Consider the following 24,881-nt stretch of genomic DNA (forward strand, 5'->3'; position numbering starts at 1 on the left):
GTCCGGCGGTCAGCTGGCGATAGAGCGGATTCGGTCGAGACCTCTAGACAAGCCAGCCGGTCGCGACGCCGATCAGCAGCACCACGCCGAGCAGGCCGCGATAGATGACGAACGGCCAGGCGGAGAAGCGCTCGAGCACCCGCATCAGCCCCCAAATGGCGAAGAAGGCCGAGATCGACGCGACGACAAGGCCGACGGCCAGGATCGACCAGCCATGCGCGTCGAGATGCACCTTGTGCAGTTCATAGAGCTCCTTGAGCCCGGCCAGCGCGATGGCCGGCAGGCCGAGCAGGAACGACAGCCGCGCCGCCTCGGGCCGGGCGAAGCCCAGCCCCATCGCCGCCGTCAGCGTCGAGCCCGAACGCGAGACGCCGGGAATAAGCGCGCCGACCTGGGCGACACCCACCAGCAGCGCGTCAAGGATCGATGCCTGGCGCAGCACGAGCTTGTGGCTGGCGAAGATCTCGGCCAGCGCCAGAAGGATCGCCATGGCGATGCAGGCCCAGCCGATGACGGCCAGCCCGCGCAGCGGCGAGTTGCAGGCGTTGAGCATGCCGGAAAGCGCAAGGCCGGCAATGATGATCGGGACAGTGGCAAGCACGATGCTGATCGCGAGCCGGAAATAGCGGTCGCTGAAATCCCGGCGCGAGATCGCCGTCAGCGAACCGAACAGCACGTCCCTGACATCGCTCCAGAAATAGCTGACCACCGCCGCCAGCGCCGCCAGTTGCATGGCGGCCGAGAAGGCCGAGCCGGGATCCTGCCAGCCGAGCACGGCCGGCACGATACGCATATGCGCGGTCGAGGAGATCGGCAGCAATTCGGTGATGCCTTGCACGATGCCCAGAAACGCCACCTTGGCATAACCCAGGCCGACAAAGCCGGTGTCCAGTCCTTGAGTGCAGACGTCGGTCATCTCAATCCTTTTCGCAGCGCCCCGGCCCGAGGCAAAAGTGAATCGTCATTCGAAAAGCCTGGCAGACAGGCTTAGCCTCACGATAGCGTGATTCCAACTCACGGATTTGTAAGGTGGCGCTAATCCTGCTTGACAACTGGCGCTGCCATATTATCCTGCGCTAATCTTACAGCGTAAGGCAAATCGGAGGAGCATCACGATGTCGACCGCCGCCCTCTCGGAATTGGAGCCGGTCACGCCGCCGGGAACGCATGCTGCCGAAATCGCGATCGAGGAGGTGTCGCGTGATACCAGCCGCGCCATCGAGCGCGCCGAAGTCGCTGCCTGGCTCGACCTCTACGAAGCGGCGCCGACGGATTTCGCGGCCCGGCAAGGGCTTGCGATTGACAGGGACGGCGATCTTGTCTGGACCACCTGCACGACGATCCCGTTCATCCATTTCAACTGCGTGAAGAATATCGGCGTCGATGGTCCGGCGACGGAAGAACAGGTCGACACGTTGCTCGCGCATTACCGCGATGCCGGCATCAGGCGGCCGTGGTTCTATACCAATCCACATGCTGAACCGGCGCGGCTGCGGTGTTGGCTGGAAGCGCGCGGCCTGCAGCATCAGGGCGGCTGGGAGCGCATCTATCGCGACGCCACGCCGCTGCCGGACGAACCGCTCTTCCCGGGCGACCCGCTGATCCCGGTCGACGATCTGGTGGTCGAGGAGGTTACGTCCTGGAAGACCTCGGAATGGGCTTCTTTCATCGATGCCAAATACAGGCTTCCCACCACGCCCTGGCTCACGGCGCTTGTCGGTCGCAAGGGCTGGCGTCACTATATGCTGAAACGCAGGGGCGCGGTCGCCGCAGTACGCTCGCTCTTTATCTCAGATGGTGCCGCCTGGAGCGGTCTCGACGCGCCGGTGCCGGGAATCATGGCGCCGAGCTTCGATCTGGATGCCATGCTCGGCGAAAGACTGGTTCGCGACGGCATAGCCGCCGGCGCGAAACTGTTTGTCGCCGACATCGAGGCGCCGCGCCCCGAACGCGACGGGCCGGCCTATCGCAACTACGACCGGCTCGGCTTCAAGCTCGCCTATTTGCGCAATCATTACAGCTACCTGCCCGCTCATTCGAGCTGAACCGGGTCGCCTCAGCGGTAGAGCCACTGCTTCAGGCAGCTTCTTGCCACCACATGCGCGGGCGGCACCGAGGCTTGATCGATGCGGGAATCATCGCTCGCCCTCTTGCGAGCCTTTTCCAGAAGCAGGCGAATCTCGGCCGGGCGCACGCGGTCGCGCGCCATCACGAGTTGGACCATCGGGTCGTTCAAAAGCTCGTCCAGGGTGTTGATGCTCTCGCTCATCCATCGCCTCCTCGATGCCTTCCCGCATGGCGCTTAGATAGGCAGCCAAAGATGGCCCGCCAATGACGCTTTGCCGGCTATGTCGTGAATCGAAGATGAAATTTTTGTGCAGGCCTGCGTCGCAATGACTCAGGCCGGCGGCGCGCCTTCATATTGAGGCAGGCCATCGTCAAGCATCACCCAGGGCTGCTTCGAGGCGGTCCAGAAATGCATGTCGGGCTTGAACAGGGACGGGTCGTCGAGCGAGCCAGAGGTGACGCCGAGGATGCCCCTGGAATCCCGCCGTGAAAACAGGGTCGTACCACAGGCCGGGCAGAAGCCGCGCTTGAGGTCCGGCGTGGAATTGATTGCCGCCACCGGTCCTTCGATGGTCACGTCGTCGATACGAAACAGAAGTCGCGCATTGAAGGCGGCGCCGATCGCTCTCTGGCAGATCCGGCAATGGCAGACGCGTTCGTTGACCGGCTCGACTTCGGCCTTGTAGCGCACCGCGCCGCATAGGCACCCGCCCTCATATTTCGCCATGGTAAGCTTCCTGTTCCTGGAGTAGCGGCACGCTTTAACTGCAGGCACGACAGCGTCAATCAAAAAGCGTTGATGGAACGCGATCGCTAACGGTGATAGGTCCCGCCCCTAACGAAAATCAGTGGCGCTTCGCCTGCACGAGATAGGCGTCGATCGTGGTCTCGCCGAGCCACTTCGCGGCTTCGAGCCTATGCAGCCCCTCGACCAGGATGTGGCGCTTGCCGTCGTGCCGCACCTGGATCGGCGTCTTCATGCCGTTTTCGAGAATATCCTCGGCGAGATGGCGCACCGTCTCGGGATGCAGCGTCTTGCGCCGCGCCGTCGGCACGTAGATGTCGTCGACCTTGACCTTTTGCACACGCAGCATGTCGGCTCCCGGCGTTGAAACGTCGCCTAAGGATGAAGTAACTCGTTTGCCGGACATCGCCAAGCGCAAGCGCGCTGGCCCGATGCTTTCCATTTGACGCTTGGCCGGCCAACGGTCTCAATGACGGCCTCGTGATCTCAGGTGTTTCTTGACGCAACTGCCGACCGAATTCCCCGATTTCGGGCTCACGCCCGAGCAGCGCCGCGAGGCGGTGCGCGGCCATTATTACGAATGGCCGGGAATGAATGGCTCGAGCGGCGAGATTTGGGCCTACAGCGACCGGTTCTCCTATCGTCCGGGCGAACTGGTCACGCTTTTCGTCAGCGCGTCGGCGCCGCAATTCAGCCTTGCCGTCATTCGCGACGGCGAGAGCGAAACAAAGGTGTTCGAGGGAGCGGGCCTGACGGCGCGCTGGCAAGATACGCCCGACCAATGCTCTGTCGACGGCTGCGGCTGGGAGGCCTCGTTCGAATTCCGCGTCGGCGTCGACTGGCCGTCCGGCGCCTACCGCGTGACGCTCTCGGCCGAAGGCCGCGACGGCACGCCGATTCACAGCCATCATCTCTTCATCGTTACACCCTTGCCCGGCCGCAAGCCCGGCCGCCTGCTGCAGGTCGCCGCGACCGGCACCTGGCTCGCCTACAACACCTGGGGCGGCTCGAACCACTATCAGGGCATCACCGGCCCGAACCGCGACCAGTACGCGACGACGGTGTCGACGCAGCGACCCTGGTGCCGCGGTTTCGTCGTGCTGCCCAAGGATGCGCCGCGCGTGCCGCTGGAAGTCGCGGTGCCGCCGAAGACCGTGCCGCGTTATCCGCATATGGAATGGGCTTTCGCCACCGGCCATTCGAAGAAATACGCCTCTTCGGGCTGGGCAAGCTATGACAGCCATTTCTTCCGCTTCGCCGAGCGCGCCGGCTATCAGGTCGATCTGGTGAGCCAGCACGAGCTCCATTTCTCGCCCGAAATCCTCGACGGCTATGACTGCGTCGGCTTCGTCGGCCACGACGAATACTGGACCTGGGAGATGCGCGACGCCGTCGACGCCTATGTCGAGCGCGGCGGGCATGCGGCGCGCTTCGCCGGCAATTTCATGTGGCAGACGAGGCTGGAGGACCAAGGCCGCCGCCAGGTCTGCTATAAATATAAAGCGCGGGCGGAAGACCCCGCCTATCGCGGCGGCGACGTCACCCGCGCCACCAATTCCTGGGAAGCGCCTGAGATCGGCCGTCCCGGCAGCGCCACCTTCGGCCTCAACGCCACGAGAGGCGTCTATGCCGGCTGGGGCGGCTGCGCGCCGCGCGGCGTGCGCGGGTTTCCGGTCTACCGTCCCGAGCACTGGGCCTTCGCCGGCACCGGCATTTATTATGGCGACCTGCTCGGCGCCGACAGCCATGTCTATGGTTACGAGGTCGACGGCCTCGATTCCGAGATCCGCGGCGGCCTGCCCTACCCGACAGCGACCAGCGGCGCGCCGGACGGCTTGCAGGTGCTGGCCGTCGGCATGGCGAGCCAGGTCGAGGAAAGCGCCGACATCCCGATCGAGGACCAGTTCCTCACCGACGAGGACGGCCGCTTCACCGCCGAAACGTTGTTCGGCGAGGCGAGCGACGCCAATCTCGACAAGGTCAAGCGCGGCAACGGCATGATCGTCAATTTCCCGCGCGGCAAGGGCGAGGTGTTCCATGCCGGAAGCTGCGAATGGGTCGCCGGCTTGCTAAGGCAGGACGCGATGGTCGAACGCGTGACCAAAAATGTTCTCGACCGCTATCTTGGAAAGTCCTGACATGTCGAAACCGGAAGTCCAGCCCGCAGCAGAGGCCGAAACGCGACCGCCGTCGCATCTGTTCTACCTCTCCAGCCTGCGCCGGCCGCTCGTCGACCGCGCCGAGGGCATCTATTTCTGGACAAAGGACGGCCGCCGCTTCATCGACGGCTCGAGCGGGCCGATGGTCGCCAATATCGGCCATTCCAACCGCAACGTGCTCGACGCCATGAAGCGGCAGATGGACAAGACCACCTTCGCCTATCGGCTGCATTTCGAGAACGAACCCGCCGAAGAGCTGGCGCGCGCGCTGGCCGGCAAGCTGCCCGAAGGCATGGATCGCATTTTCTTCGTGTCGGGCGGCTCGGAAGCGACCGAATCCTGCATCAAGCTCGCACGCCAATGGGCGGTCGCCACCGGCCAGCCCAAGCGCTGGAAGGTGATCACCCGCTTCCCGTCCTATCATGGCGGCACGCTGGGCTCCCTTTCCGTCACCGGCGACGATGCGCTCGCCGAAACCTTCACGCCGATGATGAAGGTGATGCCGACGGTGCCGGCACCCACAGCCTGGCGCGACCGCGACAACCTTTCGATGGAGCAGCGCGGCATCCGTTACGCCGACATGCTGGAGGAGAAAATCCAGGCTGAAGGCCCCGAAAGCGTTCTGGCCTTCATCATGGAGCCGATCGGCGGTGCTGCGACCGCAGCCCTGGTCGCGCCCGACAGCTACTATCCGCGCGTCCGCGAAATCTGCGACCGCTACGGCATCCTTCTGATCCATGACGAGGTGATGAGCGGCGCCGGCAGGACAGGCAAGTTCCTCGGCGGCGACCACTGGAACTGCAGGCCCGACATCGTCGCCCTCTCGAAGGGCCTGGGCTCGGGCTACGCGCCACTCGGCGCTCTGGCAGCACCCATGCGCCTGGTCGAGCCGCTGCTGGCCTCCGGCGGCTTCCAGCATGGCCACACCTATGCCGGCAATCCGCTCGCCTGCGCCGCCGGCCTTGCTGTCCTTGGTGAAATGGACCGGCTCGAGCTCATCGCCAACGCCGCCGCGATGGGCGAGGTGCTGATGGCAGAGTTGAAGGGCTTGCAAAAGCGCTTCCCCTTCATCGCCGACGTGCGCGGCAAAGGCCTGCTCACCGGCGCCGAAATGGTCGCCGATCCGGAGACGCTGAAGCCCATCGACCCGGCCAGCAAGGCGACGCAGCGCCTGCTCGACCACGCCTATGCGCGCGGGCTGATCATCTATGGCCGCAACGTCAAGGGCGGCGTCGACGGCGACAATTTCATGGTGGCGCCGCCGATGATCATCACGGCCAAGCAGATCGGCGAGATGATCTCTATCATCGGCGATTCGCTGAAGGCGCTGGCCGCGGAGCTCGACCTGCCGGTGGAAGGATGAGAAAGGTGTTTTGATGCCGGCACCAATCACCCTCCGCCCCGGCACCATTGACGACGTCGAGACCATCCACGCCGCCCTGCTGCGCCTCGGCACACATATCGGCGCGCACCAGGAAATCACCTCGACGCCCGACGATCTCCGCCGCTACGGCTTCGGCGAAAAACCCGCTTTCTCGACGCTGATCGCCGAGATCGACGGCGAATTCGCCGGGCTTTGCCTGCATTTCCCGATCTTCTCGACCTGGATCGGCCGTCCCGGCGTTTATGTGCAGGACCTTTACGTCGAGGATCGTTTCCGCGGCCGCCGGGTCGGCGAAAGGTTGCTGCGGCGCGTCGCGAAGGAATGCCGCGCGGCGGGCGGCGTCTACCTGAGGCTCTCCGTCGATACCGACAATGAGACGGCCAAGGCCTTCTACGAAAGACTGGGCATCGACCGGTCGAGCTACGAGCAGGTGCAGAAAATCGTCGGCGACGCCTTTTTCGCCTTTGCCGACACGCCGGAGGAATGACGATGAAAGCCTTCTATGCCGAGGAGCAGAAACGCCATGACCCGAGGGCTTTCCTCTCCAGCGGCGCGCCGCAGCCCAACCCGGAAAAGCCGGAGCGGACCGAACGATTGTTAGCCGGCGCGAGATCGGCCGGCTTGACGATCGAACGCCCAGAAAATCATGGGCTCGGCCCGATCGCGGCGGTGCATACGCCTGAATATCTCGATTTCCTCGAGCACATTTTTGCGCGCTGGCAGCGCATCGAAGGCGCCTCGGCGGAAGTCATCCCGAACATCCACCCGATCGCCCGCAATGGCTCCTATCCGGCCTCGGCGGTCGGCCAGGCCGGCTACCACATGGCCGACACCGCCTGCCCGATCTCGGCCGAGACCTGGAACAGCGCGCTGTGGAGCGCCTGGAGCGCAGTGGAAGCTGCCGAAGCGGTGATGGCCGGCGCGCCTTCGGCCTATGCGCTCTGCCGCCCGCCCGGCCATCACGCCTTCGGCGATGTCGCCGGCGGCTTCTGCTTCATCAACAATTCGGCGGTCGCGGCGCAGGTGCTGCGCAAGAACGCCGCCCGCGTCGCGATCCTCGATGTCGACCTGCACCACGGCAACGGCACGCAAGGAATCTTCTATGCCCGCCCCGACGTGCTCACCGTCTCGCTGCATGCCGATCCGGTGCGCTTCTACCCGTTCTTCTGGGGACACGCCGACGAGCGCGGCGAAGGCCTCGGCCTCGGCTACAATCTCAACCTGCCGCTGCCGCGCAAGTCCGGCGACGCGCCCTTTCTCGAAACGCTGTCGGCGGCCTTCCAGCGCATTCGCGCCTTCGCGCCGGAAGCGCTGGTCGTGGCGCTCGGCCTCGACGCTTTCGAGGGCGACCCATTCGGCGGCCTGTCGGTGACGACGCCGGGCTTCTCGCGCATCGGCGAAGCGATCGCCGGGCTCGGCCTGCCGACGGTCATCGTCCAGGAAGGCGGCTATCTCTGCGACGCGCTCGGCGACAATCTCACCGCTTTCCTCACCGGCTTCGGCGGCAAGCAGGGTTAGAAGCAATTCCAGGAAAAGTGTGTAGCGGTTTTCCGTCCGGAATTGCGTAAAGCCAAAAAACTACGAACGCTGCTGCCGCAGCATCGCGATCACGCGATGCACGCTCTCCAGCGTCTCGTCGATCTCGACCGCCGTGTTGTAATGCGCAATGCCGATGCGCAGGACGCCCTGCTCGGCGGGTATGCCCAGCTGGTGGACGACCTCCCACGCATAATTGTGGCCGGACCAGACGAAGATGTCCTCGGCATTCATCTGCCGCACGATCGTTTCCGGCGCGATCCCTTCGACGGTGAAGGAAATCGTTGGCACACGCTCGGCGAGGCGATTCGGATCGGTGATGCCGTGGATGACCAGGCCCTCGATGTCGGACAGGCCTTCGATCAGTTGCCGGGCAAGCTTGTTCTCGTAAGCGATCGAGACCTCGAACGCCTTGGCGATTCGCTGCCGGCGCGAGCCGCTCTCGCCGGCGGCACCGCCCAGATCGGCGAAATAGTTGATGGCCGCCGTCAGCCCGGCCATCAGCTCGATCTGCGGCGTGCCAAGCTCGAACCGCTCCGGCAGGGCGTTGGACGAGCAGCGGCATTTGTAAGGCTCGAGCGCGTCGATGACATCGCGGCGGCCCCACAATATGCCCATATGCGGCCCGAAGAATTTATAGGCGGAGCAGATCAGGAAATCGCAGCCGAGCGCCTGCACGTCGATCAGCCCATGCGGCGCGAATTGCACGGCATCGACATAAACCAGCGCGCCGGCCTGTTTAGCTGCGGCCGTCAGCGTCTTCACCCGGTTGATCGAGCCGGTGAGGTTCGAGGCATAATTCAGCGCGACAAGCCGCGTTTTTTGCGAAAGCAGCGCCTTCAGCGCCGCTTCCTCCACCTGCCAGCTCCGCTCGTCGAACGGCAGGAAGCGCACGACCAGGCCGAGATCCTCGGCAAGCTGCAGCCAGGGCGAGACATTGCCCTCGTGATCCATGCGCGTGACGATGATCTCGTCGCCCGGTTTCATCGTGCGGCCAAGCGTGCGCGACATGTGGTAGGTCAGCGTCGTCATGTTGGCGCCGATCACGATCTCCTCGACGCTTGCGGCGTTCAGGAAATCAGCCATCGCGGCATGCGCAGCGTCGACCACTTTTTGGGCCGCGACCGTGGTCTCAAAGAACCCACCCAGATTGGCGTTGGTCGAGAGCAGGCAGCGCGACACCGCATCTGCCACCGCCTGCGGCACCTGCGTGCCGGCGGGATTGTCCAGATAGATGCGGCGACGCCCGTCATCGGTCAGCGAAAGCGCCGGAAACCTGCCGCGCACGGCCTCGATCGGAAAGTCTGACATCGTCTCTATCCCCCCGTCTTTTCTCACCAATTCGTCTTTACTGGGTGATACCCGCTCATGGGCACGGATTGCCGACACGCTGGTGGATGGCGTCGACCGCCTTCTGCATCTCTTCCGTCCAGGTGACGTCGGCTGAGGACAGCGCCGTCTCGAGCTGCGCGGTCGTGGTCGCGCCAATGATATTCGCGGTCACGAAGGGCCGGCTCGCCACATAGGCGTTGGCGAAAAGCGCCGGCTCCATGCCGAAGGAACGCGCCAGCTCATTGTATTGAAGCAGCACTTCCGCCGCGTTCGGCGTCTCATAGCGCTGGCCGCGGTTGAAGAGCTGTGTGCGCGAACCTAGCGGCCGCGAACCATGATCGTATTTTCCGGTGAGATAACCCTGCGCCAGCGGCGAATAGGGAAGGAACGCGATCTCCTCGCGCTCGCAGACCTCGGCAAGGTTCACCTCGAAAGTGCGGTTGACGAGGTTGTAGGCATTCTGCAGCGATGCGACGCGCGGACCGGTGCCCTTCTCGGCTTCGAAGACAAAGCGCATGACACCCCAGGAGCTTTCGTTCGAAAGCCCGAGATGGCGGATCTTGCCGGCCTTCACCAGCTCCTCGAAGACGGCGAGCGTTTCGGCAACCGGCGTCTCGTCTCCCGGAGCACCTGCCGCATCCGCGCGCCGCGCCACCGCTCCGACACGCGTCGGGTTCGAGCCCCAAGGAATGTCACGGTCCGGCCAGTGGATCTGGTAGAGGTCGATATAGTCGGTGCCGAGCTTGGCCAGCGACTTCTCGACCGCGTCGAAAATGTCGGCGCGCACCAGCTTCGACGGACGATCGCCGCGGAACCATGCGTTCGCCGTGCGGCCGACCACCTTCGAGGCAAGGATGACCTTGTCGCGGTTGCCGTTGGCCTTCATCCAGCTGCCGATGATCCTCTCGGTTCGCCCTTGCGTCTCCGACTTGGGCGGGATCGGGTAAAGCTCGGCCGTGTCGATGAAATTCACCCCTCGCGAAAACGCCAGATCCATCTGCGCATGGCCTTCGGCCTCGCTGTTCTGCTGACCCCAGGTCATCGATCCGAGGCAGATTTGCGAAACAAGGAGATCGGTCCGACCGAGGCGGCGTTTATGCATGGGGTTCTCCGGCGGGAGGTTTGCGCGGACAGCGCGGGGAGGAAATTCAAGCATAAAGCACAGGCTGGAGTTTCTCCAAGCCCTCGCTCGCAACGACTTTTGCGTGAATTGCTTGGCTAACGGCGCGCCCCGGCCAGCGCCCGCCGCTTGGCCTCGTCGATCAGCATGTTGGCAACCTGCATGCGGATCATGGCGCGCTGGCGCAGATGCGGCGCGACCCGGTCCGGATGGTTGGCGAAGGCGAAATTACGGCGGATGCGACCGAAATCGGCGTTCTTGGCGGGACGGTCGAGGCCGAGCTCGCCGGCGATCGCTTCGGGATCGATCGGCGGCAGCTTTTCCTCCGGCCAGTGCTCTTCGCCGGCAAGCGTCAGTTTCGCCTGGTCGAGAAGTGCCGCGAACTCGGCCGCGAGGTCAGCGCCTTGCTCGCGATATTCGGCGGCGACGCTCTCGCCGGCGACCTTGATGCGGCCGGAATGCAGCTCATCGGCCACGGACAGATAATCGAACGGGATAGACGGCCGGGCGCCTTCGTCCCCGCCTTTCTCCGTGGCGACGATCAGGTCGTCGAGCAACGAAGCGAAATCGAGCTTGTTCCCGGTGCCGATCTCAACCTCCCTATCGCGGCGGCATGCAGCGATGCCGCCAAAGATAGGGCCCTCTCGTTAAGAATGAATTCTGGCGATGCTAACAATTGGCGGCTTTTCCGCCTGGCAAGACGGCATCGGAAAATAAAAAGCCGGACTGCTCTTTGCAGTCCGGCAAGGTCGCCAGGAGTGGCGAGGAAAAAGCCAGCCATATGACGGCACGATTGGCTACGGTCGAGCCTACCGAAAAGTTTCACGGAAAATCGATTGTGGCGGAAAAAATTACTTGCGGCATGGCAGCCATGCAAATGCTGCACTGCACAATTTTTAGCAAATCGCCTATATCGTGATGTCGGGAGGACCAACAGGGGCAACTGAGTCATGGGGTTCTTCACCGAAATGTTCGCTCGGCCGAGGCCGCAGGAACACCAGCGTTACCGCTCGGCGCTCGCACTTCTGAACGCGATGAGCAATGCCGACCGCGCCGATATCGGCGTCAAGCCGGCGGATTTTCCGCGCATCGCGCGCGAAATGTCGATCCGCTGAGCCGAACCGAAGAGGTTTCCCGGAGTGCTGGGAAACCTCTAACCACTCCAAAGTCAGCGATTTCCCAGAAAAGTCTGCTTGCCGAGCGGCACGCCATTGTGGCGCAGGATGTCGTAGGCCGTAGTGACGTGGAAATAGAAATTCGGCATCGCCAGGTGCAGCAGATATTGCAGGCCGGGCAGCGTGGTTTCACGCCCTCCCAGTCTCACTTCGACGGTCCGGTCCTCGGAGCCTTCCAGGTCAGCCACTGAGAAAGTCGCCAGATGATCGAGCGTCTTGGCAATCCGGGCCTGCAGCTCGGCAAAGCTCGCTTCATTGTCCTCATATTTCGGCACATCGCGGCCGGCGAGCCGCGACGGCGCGCCCTTGGCATGATCGGTGGCGATCTGGACCTGCCTGGCCAGCGCGAACATGTCGGGCGCCAGCCGCGCGGTGAGGAACACCTGCGGATCGATCTTCCGCTCGCCGGCATTCTGCTCTGCCGCGGTCAAGACGCTGGCCAGCGCCTTCAGCCTTGCGGCAAACACGCCGACCGATATGTCGTACATGGAAATGGTCACGGGTAACCTCCGACGCGGCCCCAGCGCCGCGGGCCGAGAGCTAGCGCCTCCCACCACGATTCTTCAAGCGGTCCTGCCCACGGCGTCACCACGCCGCCGCAATCGCCGTGGTAGTATTTTCGTTACCGAGCGGAGGATTCGATGAAAAGAGCCACTTTCGCAGCGACCGTCTTTTTCTCACTGGCCGGCTTCACGCAGTCCGCGCCCGCGGCGGATGCACCCTATATCGATGACCGATCAAGCGCCGAAGCGGTCGTCCGTTCGCTCTACAGCGCCATAAACCGCCACGAATTCGCCCGTGCCTGGGGCTATTTCGGCGATACGAAGCCGGCAAAAGACTTCAATGCCTTCGTCAAGGGTTACGACGGCACGGACAGCGTCGAAGTCAAGACTGGCGCTGTCTCGGAAGACGGTGCTGCCGGTAGCATCTATTACAGCGTTCCGGTTGCCATCCAGGCGACCGACAAGAAGGGCGAGGCCAAGGTTTTCGCCGGCTGCTACACGGTCCGCCAGGTCAACGCGCAGATCCAGGAGCCGCCGTTCCAGCCGATCTTCATCGACAAGGGCGCGCTGAAGCCGTCGGCCGAGGATTTCGACAGCGCCGTGCCGGCAAGCTGCGGCGACGGTCCGCCGCCGCCGAAGAAGGACGAGGCGCTGGAACACGCCAAGAAAGCCTTCCTCGCCAGCTATGGCGACCAATGCGACAAGCAGGATCCAGAGGGCAAGCCGATCGGCGAGCCCGAGGCTCATTCCATTCATTACAAGGACAAGGACGCCCAGCCCAACGACCCGGAGCGCGAGACGCGGCTGTTCCGCTTCTTCTGCTCGATGGCCGCCTACAACGAGACGGCGGTCTACTACATCGCCGACGATGTCAACGGCGTCTCACAGCTGCAGTTCACCGAGCCGGACCTCGACATCCGCTACGAGAACAACAACAGCGAAGGCAAGGTCGAGTCGATCCACATCATTGGTTTCAAGACCAGCGGCTGGGCGACCAACTCGGACTATGACGACAACACAAAAACCATCACCACATCCAACAAATGGCGTGGTGTGGGAGATGCCTCGTCATCGGGAACCTACCTCTTCCGCAACGGCGATTTCTCGCTCGTCCAGTATGACGTCGATGCATCCTATGACGGGGAGCAAAATCCGCAGACAATCATCGATTACAACACCGCGCCTTGAGGCGCTGCAGCGCAATCACGGCGCTTTCGTCAGCATCCAGTTCAGCGTGCCGCGCCAGTCGACCATGCGGATCGGCGTGCCGTGCGTGCCGGTCTCAAAGCGCACGAAGCGGGTCGGATAAGACCTCTTGGCCAGAATCGAGCGGAAGAAGGCTTCCTGCTTCTCCACCGGGAAGACCACGTCGTGGCTACCTTGACCGAAAAACACCGGCACGCGGCGCTTGAAGGCGGGGCTGGTGAGAAAGCTGTCGTCCCACAGCGAGCCGAGCAATAGCAGCCCATTGATGCGGCCGCCCGTGTCCTTGCGCGCGGCGAGCTTCCAGCAGATCATGCCGCCCATCGAGCCGCAGGCGACAAAGATTTTCGCGCCCGGCGATGTCTCGGCGTAGTGATCGATGAGCGCCGCGACCTGCGCCGCGCCCTTGTCGCCGAAATCCGGGAAATCCGGCGAAAGATAGAGCCCGTTGTTGGCGGCCATCAGGTTCTTGATGCGGTTGAAATTGCCGCCGAAGGTGAAGTCGTCGACGCCTTGCTTGCGGCTGCCGCCTTGCCCGTGCAGATAGAGCACGACGATGGAAGCGCCTTCCGTCCTGCCGACCGCTACATGCCTGATGTCCCCGGCGTCGGTCTTCAGCATCAGGTCCTGCTGCACCTTGCGCACACCGGGATCGGTATACTGCGCATGCACACGCCTTTCCGGCACCTCGTCACGCTGATTGATGTCGCGCACCTCGCGATAGTCGAGGACTGTGTAGGCGCCGTTGTCGCTCGTCGACAGTGTCGCCGGATAGGCGAACAGATCGTCCTTGAACGCTTTTAGCGAAAGCGTCTGCCCCTCGGCGGCAGAGAGGGACAGCACCGTCGCGGTGATCAGAGCGAAGAAAAGTCGATAACGCAAAGCCATGCCGAGAGGCATGCGAAATTCGGCTCTGCTTTGTCAATCCTGCAGAACGCCGCCCGCCCCTTCCAGCGCCTCGCGCGTGTCGACATCGATCGAGGCGCCCTGCCCGATCTCGACATCGATGACGTCGAGACCTTCGGCCTCGACCAGATGCCGCGCGCCGGTATCGCCCTCGAGCTGCGCGACGGCCGCGAAAAGCGATCGCGGCAAAAGCACCGGATTGCCGCGCTTGCCCTGATGCGACGCGCGCACCACGGAGCGGCCGCCGGAGCTGCGGAACGCATCGATCAGGCTGTCGAGATCGCGCGACGAAACGCCGGGCATGTCGCCAAGCACGATCAGGGCGCCGGCCGCGTCGGGCGCGACCTTCGCAATGCCCGCCTTCAACGACGAAGCGAGGCCGGCGGCGAAGTCCGGATTGTCGGCGACCGTCACACCGAGACCGGAAAGCGCGGAGCGCACGCGCTCGCGCTGGTGGCCGGTGACGACGATGGTGGCCGCGGCCTTCGAGCCCAGCGCGCGGGAGGCGGTACGGCGCACCAGCGGCTCGCCGTCAAACAGCGCCAGAAGCTTGTTCGGCCCGCCCATGCGGCTCGAACGGCCGGCGGCCAGGAGCACGATATCGACTTTCAGCGCCGACCTTGCCGGCTGCGGCGCCGGCTCGCGCGGCTGCGGCCTGGTCGGGATTTCCATCAAAAGCCCGCCAACGCCCATGCCGGCAATGTCGCCCGCCGTCACCTCAAGCCCGGCAACCATGCGATCGAGCACCCAATCGAAGCCATTCTCTTTCGGACTGCGTGCACAGCCGGGCGCGCCGACGACGCGCTTGCCGTCGAGCGTTCCGAGCACCAGCAGATTGCCGGGATCGACCGGCATGCCCGCGCGGACGACTGTGCCCCCGGCACGCTCGATCGCGGCCGGCACGACATCGGCGAAATCGCTCATCGCCGAGGCGCCGAAGATCACCACCATATCGTTGTCGCGCGCCAGCTGGGTTGCGGCCGCGGCGACCGGCGCGACCTCATGCGGCGTGCGCCGCTCGGCCGTCAGGCGGCCGCCGAAACGCGCCAGCCGCGCCTCGGTGACGCGCAGCGTCTTGTCGAGCACGCTCGGTTTGACGCCGGGAAGCACCGTCTGGAGGACGCCGACAGTAACGGGACGATAGGCGTTCACGGCAAAGATCTCGCGGCTGGCGCAAATCCTCACCACGCTGTCCACCAGGCTTGCGGCGACGGCAAAGGGGATGATCTTCACAGTCGCCACCATCTGGCCCTTCTCGACCGGCGCGTGCTGCGCCAGCGTCGCGATGGTGATGGCTGGATCGACGGCATTGATGGCGTCGATCATACCGGCGTCGACGGTAAAGACGCCTGAGGCTTCCGCATGCAAATTCACCCGCCCGGTCGCGGCCGGCTTGACCTCGATGTTGCGGTGACTCATGGCGGCGGCGATCCTGGCGGCAGCGGCATCCTCGCCGAGATCGTCCTCGGCAAGAACCGCCGCGACGACCTCGCCGACGCCCGCCGCCTTGAGCGCCGCGATATCCTCGCCGCTCAGCCGGTGCGCCTTGCGGAAGCGTTTTTCGCCGGCGGTGGTCGCATGCGCCAGCACCGCCCCTTCCGCCTCGTCGATCGGAACCGGTCCGAATTTCACGCCACCGCGCCTTTCGCTTCGAGACCGCGCGAGCGGAAGGCGTGGATGGTCTGCGCAAGCACGGCGACGGCGATCTCGGCCGGACTGGCAGCACCGATGTCGAGGCCGATCGGCGCGTGGATGCGGGCAATCTGGTCGGCGCCGGCGCCAAGCGCCAGCAGGCGTTCGACGCGCTTGGCGTGGGTCTTGCGGCTGCCCAGCGCCCCGACATAGAAGCATCGCGCGTCGAGCGCCGCCTTCAGCGCGAAATCATCGATCTTCGGATCGTGGGTGACGGCGGCAAGGGCGGTATAGCTGTCGAGCGGCGCGCGCTTCAGCACGTCCTGCGGCCATTCGGCGTGCAGGGCGACGTCGGGGAAGCGTTCCGGGGTAGCGAAGGCGGTGCGCGGATCGATGATCTCGACCGGATAGCCGGCGATCCTGGCCATCGGCGCTAGCGCCTGGCTGATATGCACGGCGCCGATCACCACCAAACGGGGGCGCGGCAGATGCGCATTGAGGAAAAAGGTCCGCCCTTCCGCCTCCACCGATTGCGAATTGCCGGTGCGGAACGCATTGGCGATCGCCGCCCCGAGATCGCCTGCGACATGGTCGCCCTCGCGCACGATGCGGTCGCGGCCGTCGCCTAGGTCGGTGACAAGCACCGCTGCGCGGCGGGCGCGACGCTCTTCGTTCAGTGTCTTTAGAACGTAGGGGTCCACGGTGGTCAGCCCAGCCTTTCGACATAGACCTTGATGCGGCCGCCGCAGGAAAGGCCCACCTGCCAGGCGGTCTCGTCGGCGACGCCGAATTCCAGCATCCTGGCCTTGCCCGAGCCGATGACATCCATCGCCTCCGTCACCACCGCGCCCTCCACGCAGCCGCCGGAGACCGAGCCATGGAAGTTGCCGTCGGCGTCGATGACAAGATGGCTGCCGACCGGGCGAGGCGCCGAACCCCAGGTCTCGACCACGGTCGCGATGGCGACATCCTTGCCGTCCTTCATCCAGCCTTCCGCGATGATCAGGGGATCGCGGGCTTCATCGAGATAAATGCTCTCGTTCATCGTCGCTTCTCACCAAGTCTGTTTTTCAAGGGAAACTTTAATTTCCCTTGGGGCCATTCCCCAGAAATATATAGCTGCAAAACATATGGCTATGCGGCACGCCTCCCGCCACCTTGCAGCCAGCGGCGCGGGTCGACCGATGCCGCCGGCCGCTGGTCAAGCGAGGCGCAAAGATCGGCCAGCGCGTCGAGATTGTGCACCGCCCGGAACTCGTCGACATAGGGCAGCATCGCTTTCACGCCGCGGGCGCGAGCCTCGAACCCGTCGAAGCGCAGCAGCGGATTGAGCCAGATCAGCCGCCAGCAGGATTTACGCAGCCGCTCCATCTCTTGCGAAAGGCCGGCGACGTCGTCGCGCTCCAGCCCGTCGGTGATGAGAAGCACCACGGCGCCCTGCCCCAGCACGCGGCGCGACCACAGCCGGTTGAATTCGGCGAGCGTATCGCCGATGCGGGTGCCGCCCGACCAGTCCTTCACCGCCGCCGAGCATTCGGCGAGCGCCTCGTCGGGATCGCGATGGCGCATCTGGCGGGTCAGGTTGGTCAGCCGCGTGCCGAAGACGAAGGCGTGCACGCGCCGGCGCTTCTCGGTCAGGGCATGCAGGAAATATAGGAAGATGCGCGTATACTGGCTCATCGAGCCGGAAATGTCGGCCAGCACGACCAGCGGCGGATACACTTCGCGTTGCGACCGGAATTTCGGCAGGATAAGCTCGCCGCCGGTGCGCGCGGCCGAGCGCATCATGGCGCGCGGATCGATGCGGGCCCCTTGCGCCTCCGCCCTGAAGCGCCGCGTGCGGATAAGATCGAAGGGCAGCCGCAAGGCCGCGATCGCCCTTTTGGCTTCGGCCATCTCCGCCGCATCCATCTGGGCAAAATCCTTGCCCCGCAGCACCTCGTTGCCGGAAAGGGTAAGGCGCGCATCGACCTCGATCTCCGGCACTTCGCGCGCAGGCTGGTTCTTCCGATGGCCTTCGAACATCGCCTGGCTGACGCGGTTCTCCGCCGCCCGCGGCTTCTGCTTTTCGCGATCGTCCGGCGCGACCGGCGAAAACATCGCCAGCAGCTTCTCGATCAGCTCGCGCGATTTCCAGAACAGGCGGAAGGCCTCGTCGAAGACAGGATGATCCTCGTGCCGCGAGACGAGCACCGCATGCAGGGTCCAGTAGAAATCGTCGCGCGAGCCGATGCCGGCGGCAAGCACCGCCTCGATGGCGTCCTTCACCGAAGCCGGGCCGACTCGCATGCCGGCCTTGCGCAGCGCCCGAGCGAAATAGACGATGTTGTCGGCGATGCGCCCATCGGCGAGCGCCTCTTTGGGTTCCGGACGCAGCGACGGCATCGCCCCTACTCCGCCGCCGAAAGCTCGGCCTTCACCTCATTGAGGATGCGCCGGCCTTCGCCCTCGCCGATACGGGCGATGTCGTCCTGGTATTTCAACAGCACGCCGATCGTGTCCGACACGGTCTCCGGATCGAGCGCCACCTTGTCGAGCTCTGTGAGCGCACCGGCCCAGTCGATGGTTTCGGCGACGCCGGGCGCCTTGAACAGCTCCACCTGGCGTAGCTTCTGAATGAAGGACACGACCTCCGCCGACAGCCGGCGGTTCGCCTGCGGCACCTTGCGCCGCACGATCTCCAGCTCGCGCTCGGCATTCGGATAATCGACCCAGTGATAGAGGCAGCGACGCTTCAGCGCGTCGTGGATCTCGCGTGTTCGGTTGGTGGTGATGATGACGATCGGCGGCTCTTCCGCCTTGATCGTGCCAAGTTCAGGAACCGTGACCTGGAAGTCCGACAGGATCTCGAGCAGGAATGCCTCGAACGCTTCGTCCGTGCGATCGAGCTCGTCGATCAGGAACACCGGCGCCGCGCCCGCCTTGCCGGTCAGCGCGTCGAGCACCGGGCGGCGGATCAGGTATTTTTCGGAGAATACGTTGCGCTCCATGTCGGAGCGCACGACCTTGCCCGCCGCCTCTCCCATGCGGATTTCGATCATCTGGGCGGCGTAATTCCACTCATAGACGGCCGAGGAGACGTCGAGCCCTTCATAGCATTGCAAGCGGATCAGCCGACGGCCGAGCGCGCCGGCCAGCACCTTGGCGATCTCGGTCTTGCCGACGCCCGCCTCGCCTTCGAGGAACAAGGGCCGCTTCATGCGTAGCGATAAAAACAGCACGGTCGCCAGCGAGCGGTCCGCGACATAGTCCGCGCCGGTCAACAGATCGAGCGTTTCGTCGATCGTTTTCGGCGCGGGGCGCGGCGCGGTCATTTTGTCTCCGTGGATTCCGCCCGCCCGTTTCAAAGAAAATGGTAGCCGCGGTTGTGGTAGATCAGCGGCCGCAAATTATCGCCGATGCGCAGGCCTGTCACCTTGCCAAAAAGCACACGGTGGGTGGCAAGGTCCTTGCTATCGATGATCTCGCAGTCGAACACGGCAAGGGCGCCTTTCAGGGTCGGCGCGCCGGTCGAGATCACATCCCACTCGGCCAGCGCGAAGCGCTCCTCCGGCGGCAGGCCGGTGACGCCGGAAAAGCCGACCGAGACGGCTTCCTGGTCCGATGCGAGGGTGTTGAGCGCGAACTTGCCGTTCTTGATGAAAGCTTCGTTCTTGGCGTTCTCGCGGTTGAGGCAGACCAGCACCGTCGGCGGGGTGTCCGAGACCGAACAGGCGGCGATCACCGTCGCGCCCCTTTTGCCGCCGGGCCCGTCGGTCGTCACCACATGCACATGGCCGGCAAAATGCGCCATCGCATCGCGATAATGCTGCGGCCCGATATCATTGATTTTCAGCACCCGATGTCCACCTGTCGAAACCAGTTCGTTATATATGGCGGCATATTGCACGCCACAAGTTGCATAGCATGGGCGAAGTGCTTGACCGCAATCCGCAAATTCGCGTGTTGCGCGGCGCTTAGCCAGCCTTTAGGCATTTCCTGGAATAGTGTCGGGACTGTATTCCCGGCATGGAGGATCTCTTAGCCCGAATGCGTCTTCTCACGACGACATCAGCCGTGCTGCTCTGGTTGTCGCTGACCGCGAGCGCCGACGCCGAGACGCTGGTCGGCATTGCCGCGCCGCTTTCCGGCCCATCGGCGATCCTCGGCAAGCAGATCGAGGCCGGCGCCGGCCTGGCGGGGGAGGCAAACGGCATTACGGTGAAAGCCGTCGATGACGATTGCACCGCCGACGGCGGCGCTGCCGCGGCAAAGGAATTCGTCGACGCCAGGGTCAATGTCGTGGTGGGCTTTCTCTGCACCGAGGCGATCGAGGCGGCGCTGCCGATCCTGAAGGACGCCAACATCCCGGTCATCACGGTCGGCGTGCGCACCGAAAGCCTGACCGACCGGCGCGCCAAGACCGGCTGGCCGGTCTACCGGCTCGGCCCGCGCGGCGACGATGAGCGCAATGCGGTTGCGGCCAAGCTTATTCAGCTCTGGCGCGATGACCTGTTCGCCATCGTCGATGACGGCACCATCTATGGGCGCGAGCTGGCCGAGACCTTTCGCGCCGCGGCCGCGCAGGCTGCCTTGAAGCCGGTCTTCGCCGACACGTTTCGGCCGCAGCTCGACAACCAGATCGGACTGGTCGGCCGGCTGAAGAAGGCCGGCGCGACCAAGGTATTCGCCGGCGGCGACGGCGACGACATCGCCATCATGGGTCGCGACGCCACCCAGCTCGATGCCGGCATCACCTTCGCCGGGGGCGAGAACCTGCGCACGCCGCCGGGCGATGTGCCATATGCCGTCGGCACGCTGATGATCGCGACGCCGGAATGGTCGGAGATTGCCGACCGCAAGATCGTGCAGGCCTTTGGTGCGAAGAACATCGTGCCGGACGGCTACACGCTTCCGGCCTATGCCGCGGTCGAGGTCGCCAAGGCCGCGCTGGCCGGCGCGGAAAGCTCCGGCCAGCCGCTCGGCGAAGCGCTGACCGGCCATGATTTTGCGACTGCGATCGGCACCATCCGCTTTGACGACAAGGGCGATCTCAGCCAGAACCCGTTCCGCCTCTTTCGCTTCGACGGCACGCATTTCGTGCCGCTGGAGGACAACTGATGTTCCGTACCGGTCCACGCAATCTGATCACCGACGTTGCCGGCCTTCGCGTCGGCAATACGGCCGACGCCAGTCTCAAATCCGGCGTCACGGTGGTGCTGTGCGACGAGCCCGCCGTTGCCGGCGTCCAGGTGCTGGGCGGCGCGCCGGGCACGCGCGAGACCGACTTGCTCGAGCCGCAGAATTCGATCGCGACCATCCACGCCGTCGTTCTGTCCGGCGGCTCCGCCTTCGGCCTCGACGCCGCCTCCGGCGTTCAGGCGGCGCTGCGCGAGAAGAACATCGGCGTCGAGGTTGGCGGCTTTCGCGTGCCGATCGTGCCGGCCGCGATCCTGTTCGACCTGCGCAATGGCGGTGATAAGGATTGGGGCCGTTACCCGCCCTATCGCGAGCTCGCCTATGGGGCTGTGCAGGCGGCAGCAGTGGATTTTGCCATCGGCACGGCTGGCGCCGGCACCGGCGCCCTGACCTCCGGCCTCAAAGGCGGGCTGGGCTCCGCCTCGACCGCGCTCGATAGCGGCGTCACCGTCGGCGCGCTCGCGGCCGTCAATCCGACCGGCTCGGTGACGGTCGGCCGCAGCCGTCATTTCTGGGCGGCGCCCTTCGAGATCGGCGACGAGTTCGGCGGCCTCGGCTACCCGGCCCAGCTGCCTGAAGATGCCAGAAAGATCCTGCTGAAATACCGCGACAGGCAAATGGGCGGCGACGCCGAAGGCGGCAGCACCACCATCGCCGTCATCGCCACGGACGCCGTCCTGACCAAGGCCGCGGCCAAGCGACTGGCGATTTCGGCGCATGACGGCTTCGCACGCGCCATCTGGCCGACGCATACGCCAGCGGACGGCGATCTGGTGTTTGCCCTGGCGACCGGCAGGAGCGGCATCGAGCTCGGCGCGGATGCCGCGATCGACCTGTTCGCGGCGGCCGGCGCCACCATGGCGCGCGCGATCAGCCGCGGCGTCCATGTGGCGACGCCCGCCGACGGTGATCTGTTCCCGGTCTGGTCGTCCCGCTGATTGGCTAATCAGGTCGGATCGGACTTTTCTTCCTCGAAGGTTACTGCGACATCGGAATTCGCGGAGAGCCATACCTTCTGCCCGTCGATTTCCGCGACCAGGGCGAGCGAAATGTAATGGTGATGGCCCTTATGCGAACCCATGCCGCTGTCGGCCTTGGTCAGCTTGATCCGGTCACCCTCGACCTTGTCGACGGTGCCGATATGAACGCCATCGGCGCCGATCACTTCCATGTGTCCGCGTATCTTGCTGATGTCGGTGCTCATGCTGGTTCTCCGCTGGATGGCGATTTGCCCTTTCGGATGCGAGACGGCCGACAATAACAAATGAACGCCGGATTGGATGCATCGCACGGCGCGCCTCGTTCATCGTGGCGTGATAAGCATGACGCTGATGAGACAGATGACAAACCGTCTTGCAGCGCTCGTCGCGGTCAGTACCTGGTTTGCGCGGCAGCGGCGTTGAGCATTGGACCAGGCTCTGTTAGGACGCGGCCGACGCTTCTCCCAGGCAGGACTTAGAAAACGGATGATCCCTCGCTATTCCCGGCCGGAAATGGTTGCCATCTGGTCGCCCGAAACCCGCTTCCGCATCTGGTTCGAGATCGAGGCGCATGCCTGCGATGCGCTGGCGGAGCTCGGCGTCATTCCGAAGGAAGCGGCGAAGACGATCTGGGAAAAAGGCGGCGCCGCCAAATTCGACGTCGCCAAGATCGACGAGATCGAGCGCGTCACCAAGCATGACGTCATCGCTTTCCTGACCCATCTCGCGGAATTCGTCGGACCGGATGCCCGCTTCATCCACCAAGGCATGACCTCGTCGGACGTGCTCGACACCTGCCTTGCCGTGCAGCTGACGCGCGCCAGCGACATCCTGCTTGCCGATATCGACGCCTTGCTTGCGGCGCTGAAGCGCCGCGCCTTCGAGCACAAGGACACAGTCACCATCGGCCGCAGCCATGGCATCCATGCCGAACCGACCACCTTCGGCGTCAAGCTGGCGCAGGCCTATGCCGAGTTCTCGCGCTGCCGCGAACGGCTGCTGCATGCGCGCGAAGACATCGCCACCTGCGCCATTTCCGGCGCGGTCGGCACCTTCGCCAACATCGAGCCTTATGTAGAAGAGCATGTGGCAGCAAAACTCGGGCTGAAGCCGGAGCCGGTGTCGACCCAGGTCATCCCGCGCGACCGGCATGCCATGTTCTTTGCCACGCTTGGCGTGATCGCCTCGTCGGTCGAACGCCTCGCCATCGAGATCCGCCATCTGCAGCGCACCGAAGTGCTGGAAGCGGAGGAATATTTCTCGCCGGGCCAGAAGGGCTCGTCGGCGATGCCGCACAAGCGCAACCCGGTTCTGACCGAAAACCTCACCGGCCTCGCCCGCATGGTGCGCGCCTACGCCATGCCAGCAATGGAGGATGTGGCGCTCTGGCACGAGCGCGACATTTCGCACTCCTCGGTCGAGCGTATGATCGGACCGGATGCGACGGTGACGCTGGATTTCGCGCTGTCGCGCCTGACCGGCGTCGTCGACAAGCTGCTGGTCTACCCCGAGAACATGGAGAAGAACCTCAACAAGTTCCGCGGCCTGGTCCATTCGCAGCGTGTGCTGCTGGCACTGACCCAGGCCGGCCTGTCACGTGAGGACGCCTATCGGCTAGTGCAGCGCAACGCCATGAAAGTCTGGGAGCACGGCGCCGATTTCCTGGAGGAACTGCTCGCCGACAAAGACGTGACGGCAGCGCTGCCCGAAGCCGATATCCGCGAGAAATTCGACCTCGGCTATCATACAAAGCATGTCGACACGATCTTCAAGCGGGTGTTTGGGGAGGCTTGAGGCCCAACAAAGGCGCGCGCTGGCGCCCAGCTGGAACACCCCTCATCCGTCTTGTCGCTCCGCGACAAGCCACCTTCTCCCACAACAAGGGGAGAAGCGGGAATTTGGCGCCCGCGCCTCAGCTAATCACCGATGCCGCGATTGGCAGTGGCGCCGGCGCGATCTTCCCCTTTTCCCCCTTGTTGTGGGAGAAGGTGGATCGGCGCGCTAGCGCCGAGACGGATGAGGGGTGCTCCAGCTTGACGCAGCCGTCGCTCAAGCCTTCCCTGGCACGGTCCTGATCACCGTGCCCCACGGGTCCTCTCTGCTCGTCTCTGCCTTGACATTGTCCGAGCGCATCTCGACCCAGGCGAGGCCCGAACGGGACGGATCGCGGCGGCCGGCGCCGGCGCTCTGCCAGGCGTTGGCGCCGATATGGTGGTGGTAATGGCCGGACGACAGGAATACCGCCTGGCTGCCATATTTGGCGACGGTATCGAAGCCGAACTGGTCATGCCACCAGGCTTCGGCATCTTCCGGCCGGCCGACACGCAAATGCACATGGCCGACAACGGTGTTTTCCGGCGCGCCCTGCCAGCCGGCATCGCCCGGAGGCACGCTTCCCACCACCGCCGGCAGGTTCAGCCGCTCGGTCGCCATGGCGATCTTGTCGCCATTCCATTTCCAGTCCTGCGGGGGGCGGTCGGCATAGATTTCAATGCCGTTGCCCTCCGGGTCGGTGAGATAGAGCGCCTCGCTGACCAGATGGTCGGAAGCGCCCTCGATACTGATGCGGTTGGCGGCGGCGTGGCTGATCCAGCGGCCAAGGTCGGCGCGCGACGGCAAGAGAAAAGCGGTGTGGAAAAGCCCGGCGCTGCGCGGGTCGTCCGGCTTGGCCGAAGAATCCTGTTCAAGCACGAGCAGCGGCCGGTTGGCGGCGCCAAGCGTGATCGCGCCGTCGGCGCGGCTCAATTCCTGCAGGCCGACGACGGCGCGGTAATAGGCCGCTAGGCTTTCGGCATCGCGCGCCTTAAGCCCGACACGCGACACGCTGACCGGGGTGGTCGCGGCAAAAGGCAGTTCGCTCATCAAACTCTCCATTCGGCGACGCTTCCCAATATGGGACTTTCCAGGCCGCAGCTCTTGCTCCTTCTCCAAATCGTCGATCGCGATCGTTCACACAAGGCG

At 64.5% G+C, this 24,881-nt stretch carries 28 protein-coding genes; 11 read left to right on the forward strand and 17 right to left on the reverse strand.

Translation table 11 applies throughout. The annotated features are described in order from the left end of the window. Nucleotides 1–43: 43 nt before the first annotated feature. Nucleotides 44–916 carry an undecaprenyl-diphosphate phosphatase gene (locus LB553_RS07735; protein WP_224512072.1) on the reverse strand — a complete coding sequence of 291 codons (873 nt, stop codon included), beginning with the start codon at nucleotides 914–916 and terminating at the stop codon, nucleotides 44–46. A gap of 199 nt (nucleotides 917–1,115) precedes the next feature. On the opposite strand from LB553_RS07735, the gene LB553_RS07740 reads away from it, so the two are divergent. Further along, nucleotides 1,116–2,045 (forward strand): hypothetical protein, encoded by a 930-nt coding sequence (locus LB553_RS07740; protein WP_224512074.1) that lies wholly within the window; start codon nucleotides 1,116–1,118, stop codon nucleotides 2,043–2,045. A gap of 11 nt (nucleotides 2,046–2,056) precedes the next feature. Here LB553_RS07740 and LB553_RS07745 read toward each other — a convergent pair whose 3' ends face one another. From LB553_RS07745 to LB553_RS07755, 3 genes are all read right to left on the reverse strand, one after another. Then, on the reverse strand, nucleotides 2,057–2,269 hold the full coding sequence (locus tag LB553_RS07745; RefSeq protein WP_224512075.1) for a hypothetical protein: 213 nt from the start codon (nucleotides 2,267–2,269) through the stop codon (nucleotides 2,057–2,059). 129 nt (nucleotides 2,270–2,398) lie between these two features. Then, nucleotides 2,399–2,794: a GFA family protein gene (locus LB553_RS07750; RefSeq protein ID WP_224512077.1), complete on the reverse strand. Its 396-nt coding sequence runs from the start codon at nucleotides 2,792–2,794 to the stop codon at nucleotides 2,399–2,401. Between the two features lie 118 nt (nucleotides 2,795–2,912). Then, nucleotides 2,913–3,161 (reverse strand): ParB N-terminal domain-containing protein, encoded by a 249-nt coding sequence (locus tag LB553_RS07755; RefSeq protein WP_040981203.1) that lies wholly within the window; start codon nucleotides 3,159–3,161, stop codon nucleotides 2,913–2,915. Between the two features lie 148 nt (nucleotides 3,162–3,309). Here LB553_RS07755 and LB553_RS07760 point away from each other — a divergent pair, with 148 nt between their 5' ends. The 4 genes from LB553_RS07760 to LB553_RS07775 are packed head-to-tail and all read left to right on the forward strand — an operon-like array spanning nucleotide 3,310 to nucleotide 7,873. After that, complete coding sequence (locus LB553_RS07760) at nucleotides 3,310–4,950, forward strand: N,N-dimethylformamidase beta subunit family domain-containing protein (protein WP_224512078.1); 1,641 nt, start codon at nucleotides 3,310–3,312, stop codon at nucleotides 4,948–4,950. A 1-nt stretch (nucleotide 4,951) separates the two neighbouring features. Then, nucleotides 4,952–6,334, forward strand: coding sequence for an aspartate aminotransferase family protein (locus LB553_RS07765; RefSeq protein ID WP_224512080.1), 1,383 nt, complete (start codon nucleotides 4,952–4,954; stop codon nucleotides 6,332–6,334). A gap of 13 nt (nucleotides 6,335–6,347) precedes the next feature. After that, a complete protein-coding gene (locus LB553_RS07770) occupies nucleotides 6,348–6,842 on the forward strand; it encodes a GNAT family N-acetyltransferase (RefSeq protein WP_224512081.1) in 495 nt (164 codons plus the stop codon). Nucleotides 6,843–6,844: 2 nt separating this feature from the next. Continuing rightward, nucleotides 6,845–7,873, forward strand: coding sequence for a histone deacetylase family protein (locus LB553_RS07775; RefSeq protein ID WP_224512083.1), 1,029 nt, complete (start codon nucleotides 6,845–6,847; stop codon nucleotides 7,871–7,873). 60 nt (nucleotides 7,874–7,933) lie between these two features. On the opposite strand, the gene LB553_RS07780 is transcribed toward LB553_RS07775, so the two are convergent. The 3 genes from LB553_RS07780 to LB553_RS07790 all read right to left on the reverse strand — a co-directional run bounded on the left by LB553_RS07780 (nucleotide 7,934) and on the right by LB553_RS07790 (nucleotide 10,900). Continuing rightward, nucleotides 7,934–9,202 carry a cysteine desulfurase-like protein gene (locus LB553_RS07780; protein WP_224512085.1) on the reverse strand — a complete coding sequence of 423 codons (1,269 nt, stop codon included), beginning with the start codon at nucleotides 9,200–9,202 and terminating at the stop codon, nucleotides 7,934–7,936. A 55-nt stretch (nucleotides 9,203–9,257) separates the two neighbouring features. Beyond that, nucleotides 9,258–10,325 (reverse strand): aldo/keto reductase, encoded by a 1,068-nt coding sequence (locus LB553_RS07785; protein WP_224512087.1) that lies wholly within the window; start codon nucleotides 10,323–10,325, stop codon nucleotides 9,258–9,260. A 116-nt stretch (nucleotides 10,326–10,441) separates the two neighbouring features. After that, nucleotides 10,442–10,900 (reverse strand): hypothetical protein, encoded by a 459-nt coding sequence (locus LB553_RS07790; protein ID WP_224512090.1) that lies wholly within the window; start codon nucleotides 10,898–10,900, stop codon nucleotides 10,442–10,444. A gap of 119 nt (nucleotides 10,901–11,019) precedes the next feature. Between LB553_RS07790 and LB553_RS07795 the strand changes: the two genes are divergently transcribed. Continuing rightward, complete coding sequence (locus LB553_RS07795) at nucleotides 11,020–11,262, forward strand: hypothetical protein (RefSeq protein WP_224512092.1); 243 nt, start codon at nucleotides 11,020–11,022, stop codon at nucleotides 11,260–11,262. Nucleotides 11,263–11,293: 31 nt separating this feature from the next. Next, nucleotides 11,294–11,458, forward strand: coding sequence for a DUF1127 domain-containing protein (locus LB553_RS07800; RefSeq protein WP_140546832.1), 165 nt, complete (start codon nucleotides 11,294–11,296; stop codon nucleotides 11,456–11,458). Nucleotides 11,459–11,511: 53 nt separating this feature from the next. Here LB553_RS07800 and LB553_RS07805 read toward each other — a convergent pair whose 3' ends face one another. Further along, on the reverse strand, nucleotides 11,512–12,018 hold the full coding sequence (locus LB553_RS07805; RefSeq protein WP_224512094.1) for a DUF1993 family protein: 507 nt from the start codon (nucleotides 12,016–12,018) through the stop codon (nucleotides 11,512–11,514). Between the two features lie 141 nt (nucleotides 12,019–12,159). Here LB553_RS07805 and LB553_RS07810 point away from each other — a divergent pair, with 141 nt between their 5' ends. Beyond that, nucleotides 12,160–13,209 (forward strand): DUF1176 domain-containing protein, encoded by a 1,050-nt coding sequence (locus LB553_RS07810; protein WP_224512096.1) that lies wholly within the window; start codon nucleotides 12,160–12,162, stop codon nucleotides 13,207–13,209. 15 nt (nucleotides 13,210–13,224) lie between these two features. On the opposite strand, the gene LB553_RS07815 is transcribed toward LB553_RS07810, so the two are convergent. The 7 genes from LB553_RS07815 to LB553_RS07845 form a co-directional block, all read right to left on the reverse strand. Then, entirely contained in the window at nucleotides 13,225–14,112 is an 888-nt protein-coding gene (locus LB553_RS07815; RefSeq protein WP_224512098.1) for an alpha/beta hydrolase family protein, read from the reverse strand. Nucleotides 14,113–14,145: 33 nt separating this feature from the next. Next, on the reverse strand, nucleotides 14,146–15,762 hold the full coding sequence (locus tag LB553_RS07820; RefSeq protein ID WP_224512100.1) for an NTP transferase domain-containing protein: 1,617 nt from the start codon (nucleotides 15,760–15,762) through the stop codon (nucleotides 14,146–14,148). Further along, complete coding sequence (locus tag LB553_RS07825) at nucleotides 15,759–16,463, reverse strand: XdhC family protein (protein WP_224512102.1); 705 nt, start codon at nucleotides 16,461–16,463, stop codon at nucleotides 15,759–15,761. Before LB553_RS07825 ends, LB553_RS07820 begins: the two co-directional genes overlap by 4 nt. Nucleotides 16,464–16,468: 5 nt before the next feature. After that, complete coding sequence (locus LB553_RS07830) at nucleotides 16,469–16,807, reverse strand: XdhC family protein (protein WP_224512104.1); 339 nt, start codon at nucleotides 16,805–16,807, stop codon at nucleotides 16,469–16,471. Between the two features lie 89 nt (nucleotides 16,808–16,896). Continuing rightward, on the reverse strand, nucleotides 16,897–18,147 hold the full coding sequence (locus tag LB553_RS07835; RefSeq protein WP_224512106.1) for a vWA domain-containing protein: 1,251 nt from the start codon (nucleotides 18,145–18,147) through the stop codon (nucleotides 16,897–16,899). Nucleotides 18,148–18,152: 5 nt separating this feature from the next. After that, on the reverse strand, nucleotides 18,153–19,076 hold the full coding sequence (locus LB553_RS07840) for an AAA family ATPase (protein WP_224512108.1): 924 nt from the start codon (nucleotides 19,074–19,076) through the stop codon (nucleotides 18,153–18,155). Between the two features lie 29 nt (nucleotides 19,077–19,105). Beyond that, a complete protein-coding gene (locus tag LB553_RS07845; RefSeq protein ID WP_224512110.1) occupies nucleotides 19,106–19,600 on the reverse strand; it encodes a flavin reductase in 495 nt (164 codons plus the stop codon). A gap of 191 nt (nucleotides 19,601–19,791) precedes the next feature. Here LB553_RS07845 and LB553_RS07850 point away from each other — a divergent pair, with 191 nt between their 5' ends. Next, the gene (locus LB553_RS07850; RefSeq protein WP_224512112.1) at nucleotides 19,792–20,862 is read left to right on the forward strand and encodes a branched-chain amino acid ABC transporter substrate-binding protein; all 1,071 of its coding nucleotides are present in this window, start codon (nucleotides 19,792–19,794) and stop codon (nucleotides 20,860–20,862) included. Then, on the forward strand, nucleotides 20,862–21,878 hold the full coding sequence (locus LB553_RS07855; protein ID WP_224512115.1) for a P1 family peptidase: 1,017 nt from the start codon (nucleotides 20,862–20,864) through the stop codon (nucleotides 21,876–21,878). Before LB553_RS07850 ends, LB553_RS07855 begins: the two co-directional genes overlap by 1 nt. Before the next feature lie 8 nt (nucleotides 21,879–21,886). Here the strand turns inward: LB553_RS07855 and LB553_RS07860 are convergent, their stop codons facing one another. Further along, complete coding sequence (locus LB553_RS07860) at nucleotides 21,887–22,144, reverse strand: DUF2171 domain-containing protein (protein WP_040982323.1); 258 nt, start codon at nucleotides 22,142–22,144, stop codon at nucleotides 21,887–21,889. A 262-nt stretch (nucleotides 22,145–22,406) separates the two neighbouring features. Between LB553_RS07860 and purB the strand changes: the two genes are divergently transcribed. Continuing rightward, entirely contained in the window at nucleotides 22,407–23,714 is a 1,308-nt protein-coding gene (gene purB / locus LB553_RS07865) for an adenylosuccinate lyase (protein WP_224512118.1), read from the forward strand. A gap of 255 nt (nucleotides 23,715–23,969) precedes the next feature. Here the strand turns inward: purB and LB553_RS07870 are convergent, their stop codons facing one another. Then, entirely contained in the window at nucleotides 23,970–24,782 is an 813-nt protein-coding gene (locus LB553_RS07870; RefSeq protein ID WP_224512120.1) for a VOC family protein, read from the reverse strand. Nucleotides 24,783–24,881 lie beyond the last annotated feature (99 nt).

Origin of the sequence: Mesorhizobium sp. CA8, assembly GCF_020164955.1 — a bacterium.
GTDB lineage: Bacteria > Pseudomonadota > Alphaproteobacteria > Rhizobiales > Rhizobiaceae > Mesorhizobium.

Bases quoted from the DNA above. Each gene is read 5' to 3' on its own strand.
- LB553_RS07770 (WP_224512081.1), top strand. From the start codon at position 6,348: ATGCCGGCACCAATCACCCTCCGCCCCGGCACCATTGACGACGTCGAG.
- LB553_RS07755 (WP_040981203.1), bottom strand. From the start codon at position 3,161: ATGCTGCGTGTGCAAAAGGTCAAGGTCGACGACATCTACGTGCCGACG.
- LB553_RS07745 (WP_224512075.1), bottom strand. From the start codon at position 2,269: ATGAGCGAGAGCATCAACACCCTGGACGAGCTTTTGAACGACCCGATG.
- LB553_RS07750 (WP_224512077.1), bottom strand. From the start codon at position 2,794: ATGGCGAAATATGAGGGCGGGTGCCTATGCGGCGCGGTGCGCTACAAG.
- LB553_RS07740 (WP_224512074.1), top strand. From the start codon at position 1,116: ATGTCGACCGCCGCCCTCTCGGAATTGGAGCCGGTCACGCCGCCGGGA.
- LB553_RS07780 (WP_224512085.1), bottom strand. From the start codon at position 9,202: ATGTCAGACTTTCCGATCGAGGCCGTGCGCGGCAGGTTTCCGGCGCTT.
- LB553_RS07815 (WP_224512098.1), bottom strand. From the start codon at position 14,112: ATGGCTTTGCGTTATCGACTTTTCTTCGCTCTGATCACCGCGACGGTG.
- LB553_RS07765 (WP_224512080.1), top strand. From the start codon at position 4,952: ATGTCGAAACCGGAAGTCCAGCCCGCAGCAGAGGCCGAAACGCGACCG.
- LB553_RS07850 (WP_224512112.1), top strand. From the start codon at position 19,792: ATGCGTCTTCTCACGACGACATCAGCCGTGCTGCTCTGGTTGTCGCTG.
- LB553_RS07785 (WP_224512087.1), bottom strand. From the start codon at position 10,325: ATGCATAAACGCCGCCTCGGTCGGACCGATCTCCTTGTTTCGCAAATC.
- LB553_RS07735 (WP_224512072.1), bottom strand. From the start codon at position 916: ATGACCGACGTCTGCACTCAAGGACTGGACACCGGCTTTGTCGGCCTG.
- LB553_RS07800 (WP_140546832.1), top strand. From the start codon at position 11,294: ATGGGGTTCTTCACCGAAATGTTCGCTCGGCCGAGGCCGCAGGAACAC.
- LB553_RS07810 (WP_224512096.1), top strand. From the start codon at position 12,160: ATGAAAAGAGCCACTTTCGCAGCGACCGTCTTTTTCTCACTGGCCGGC.
- LB553_RS07855 (WP_224512115.1), top strand. From the start codon at position 20,862: ATGTTCCGTACCGGTCCACGCAATCTGATCACCGACGTTGCCGGCCTT.
- LB553_RS07860 (WP_040982323.1), bottom strand. From the start codon at position 22,144: ATGAGCACCGACATCAGCAAGATACGCGGACACATGGAAGTGATCGGC.
- LB553_RS07835 (WP_224512106.1), bottom strand. From the start codon at position 18,147: ATGCCGTCGCTGCGTCCGGAACCCAAAGAGGCGCTCGCCGATGGGCGC.
- purB (WP_224512118.1), top strand. From the start codon at position 22,407: ATGATCCCTCGCTATTCCCGGCCGGAAATGGTTGCCATCTGGTCGCCC.
- LB553_RS07830 (WP_224512104.1), bottom strand. From the start codon at position 16,807: ATGAACGAGAGCATTTATCTCGATGAAGCCCGCGATCCCCTGATCATC.
- LB553_RS07870 (WP_224512120.1), bottom strand. From the start codon at position 24,782: ATGAGCGAACTGCCTTTTGCCGCGACCACCCCGGTCAGCGTGTCGCGT.
- LB553_RS07840 (WP_224512108.1), bottom strand. From the start codon at position 19,076: ATGACCGCGCCGCGCCCCGCGCCGAAAACGATCGACGAAACGCTCGAT.
- LB553_RS07775 (WP_224512083.1), top strand. From the start codon at position 6,845: ATGAAAGCCTTCTATGCCGAGGAGCAGAAACGCCATGACCCGAGGGCT.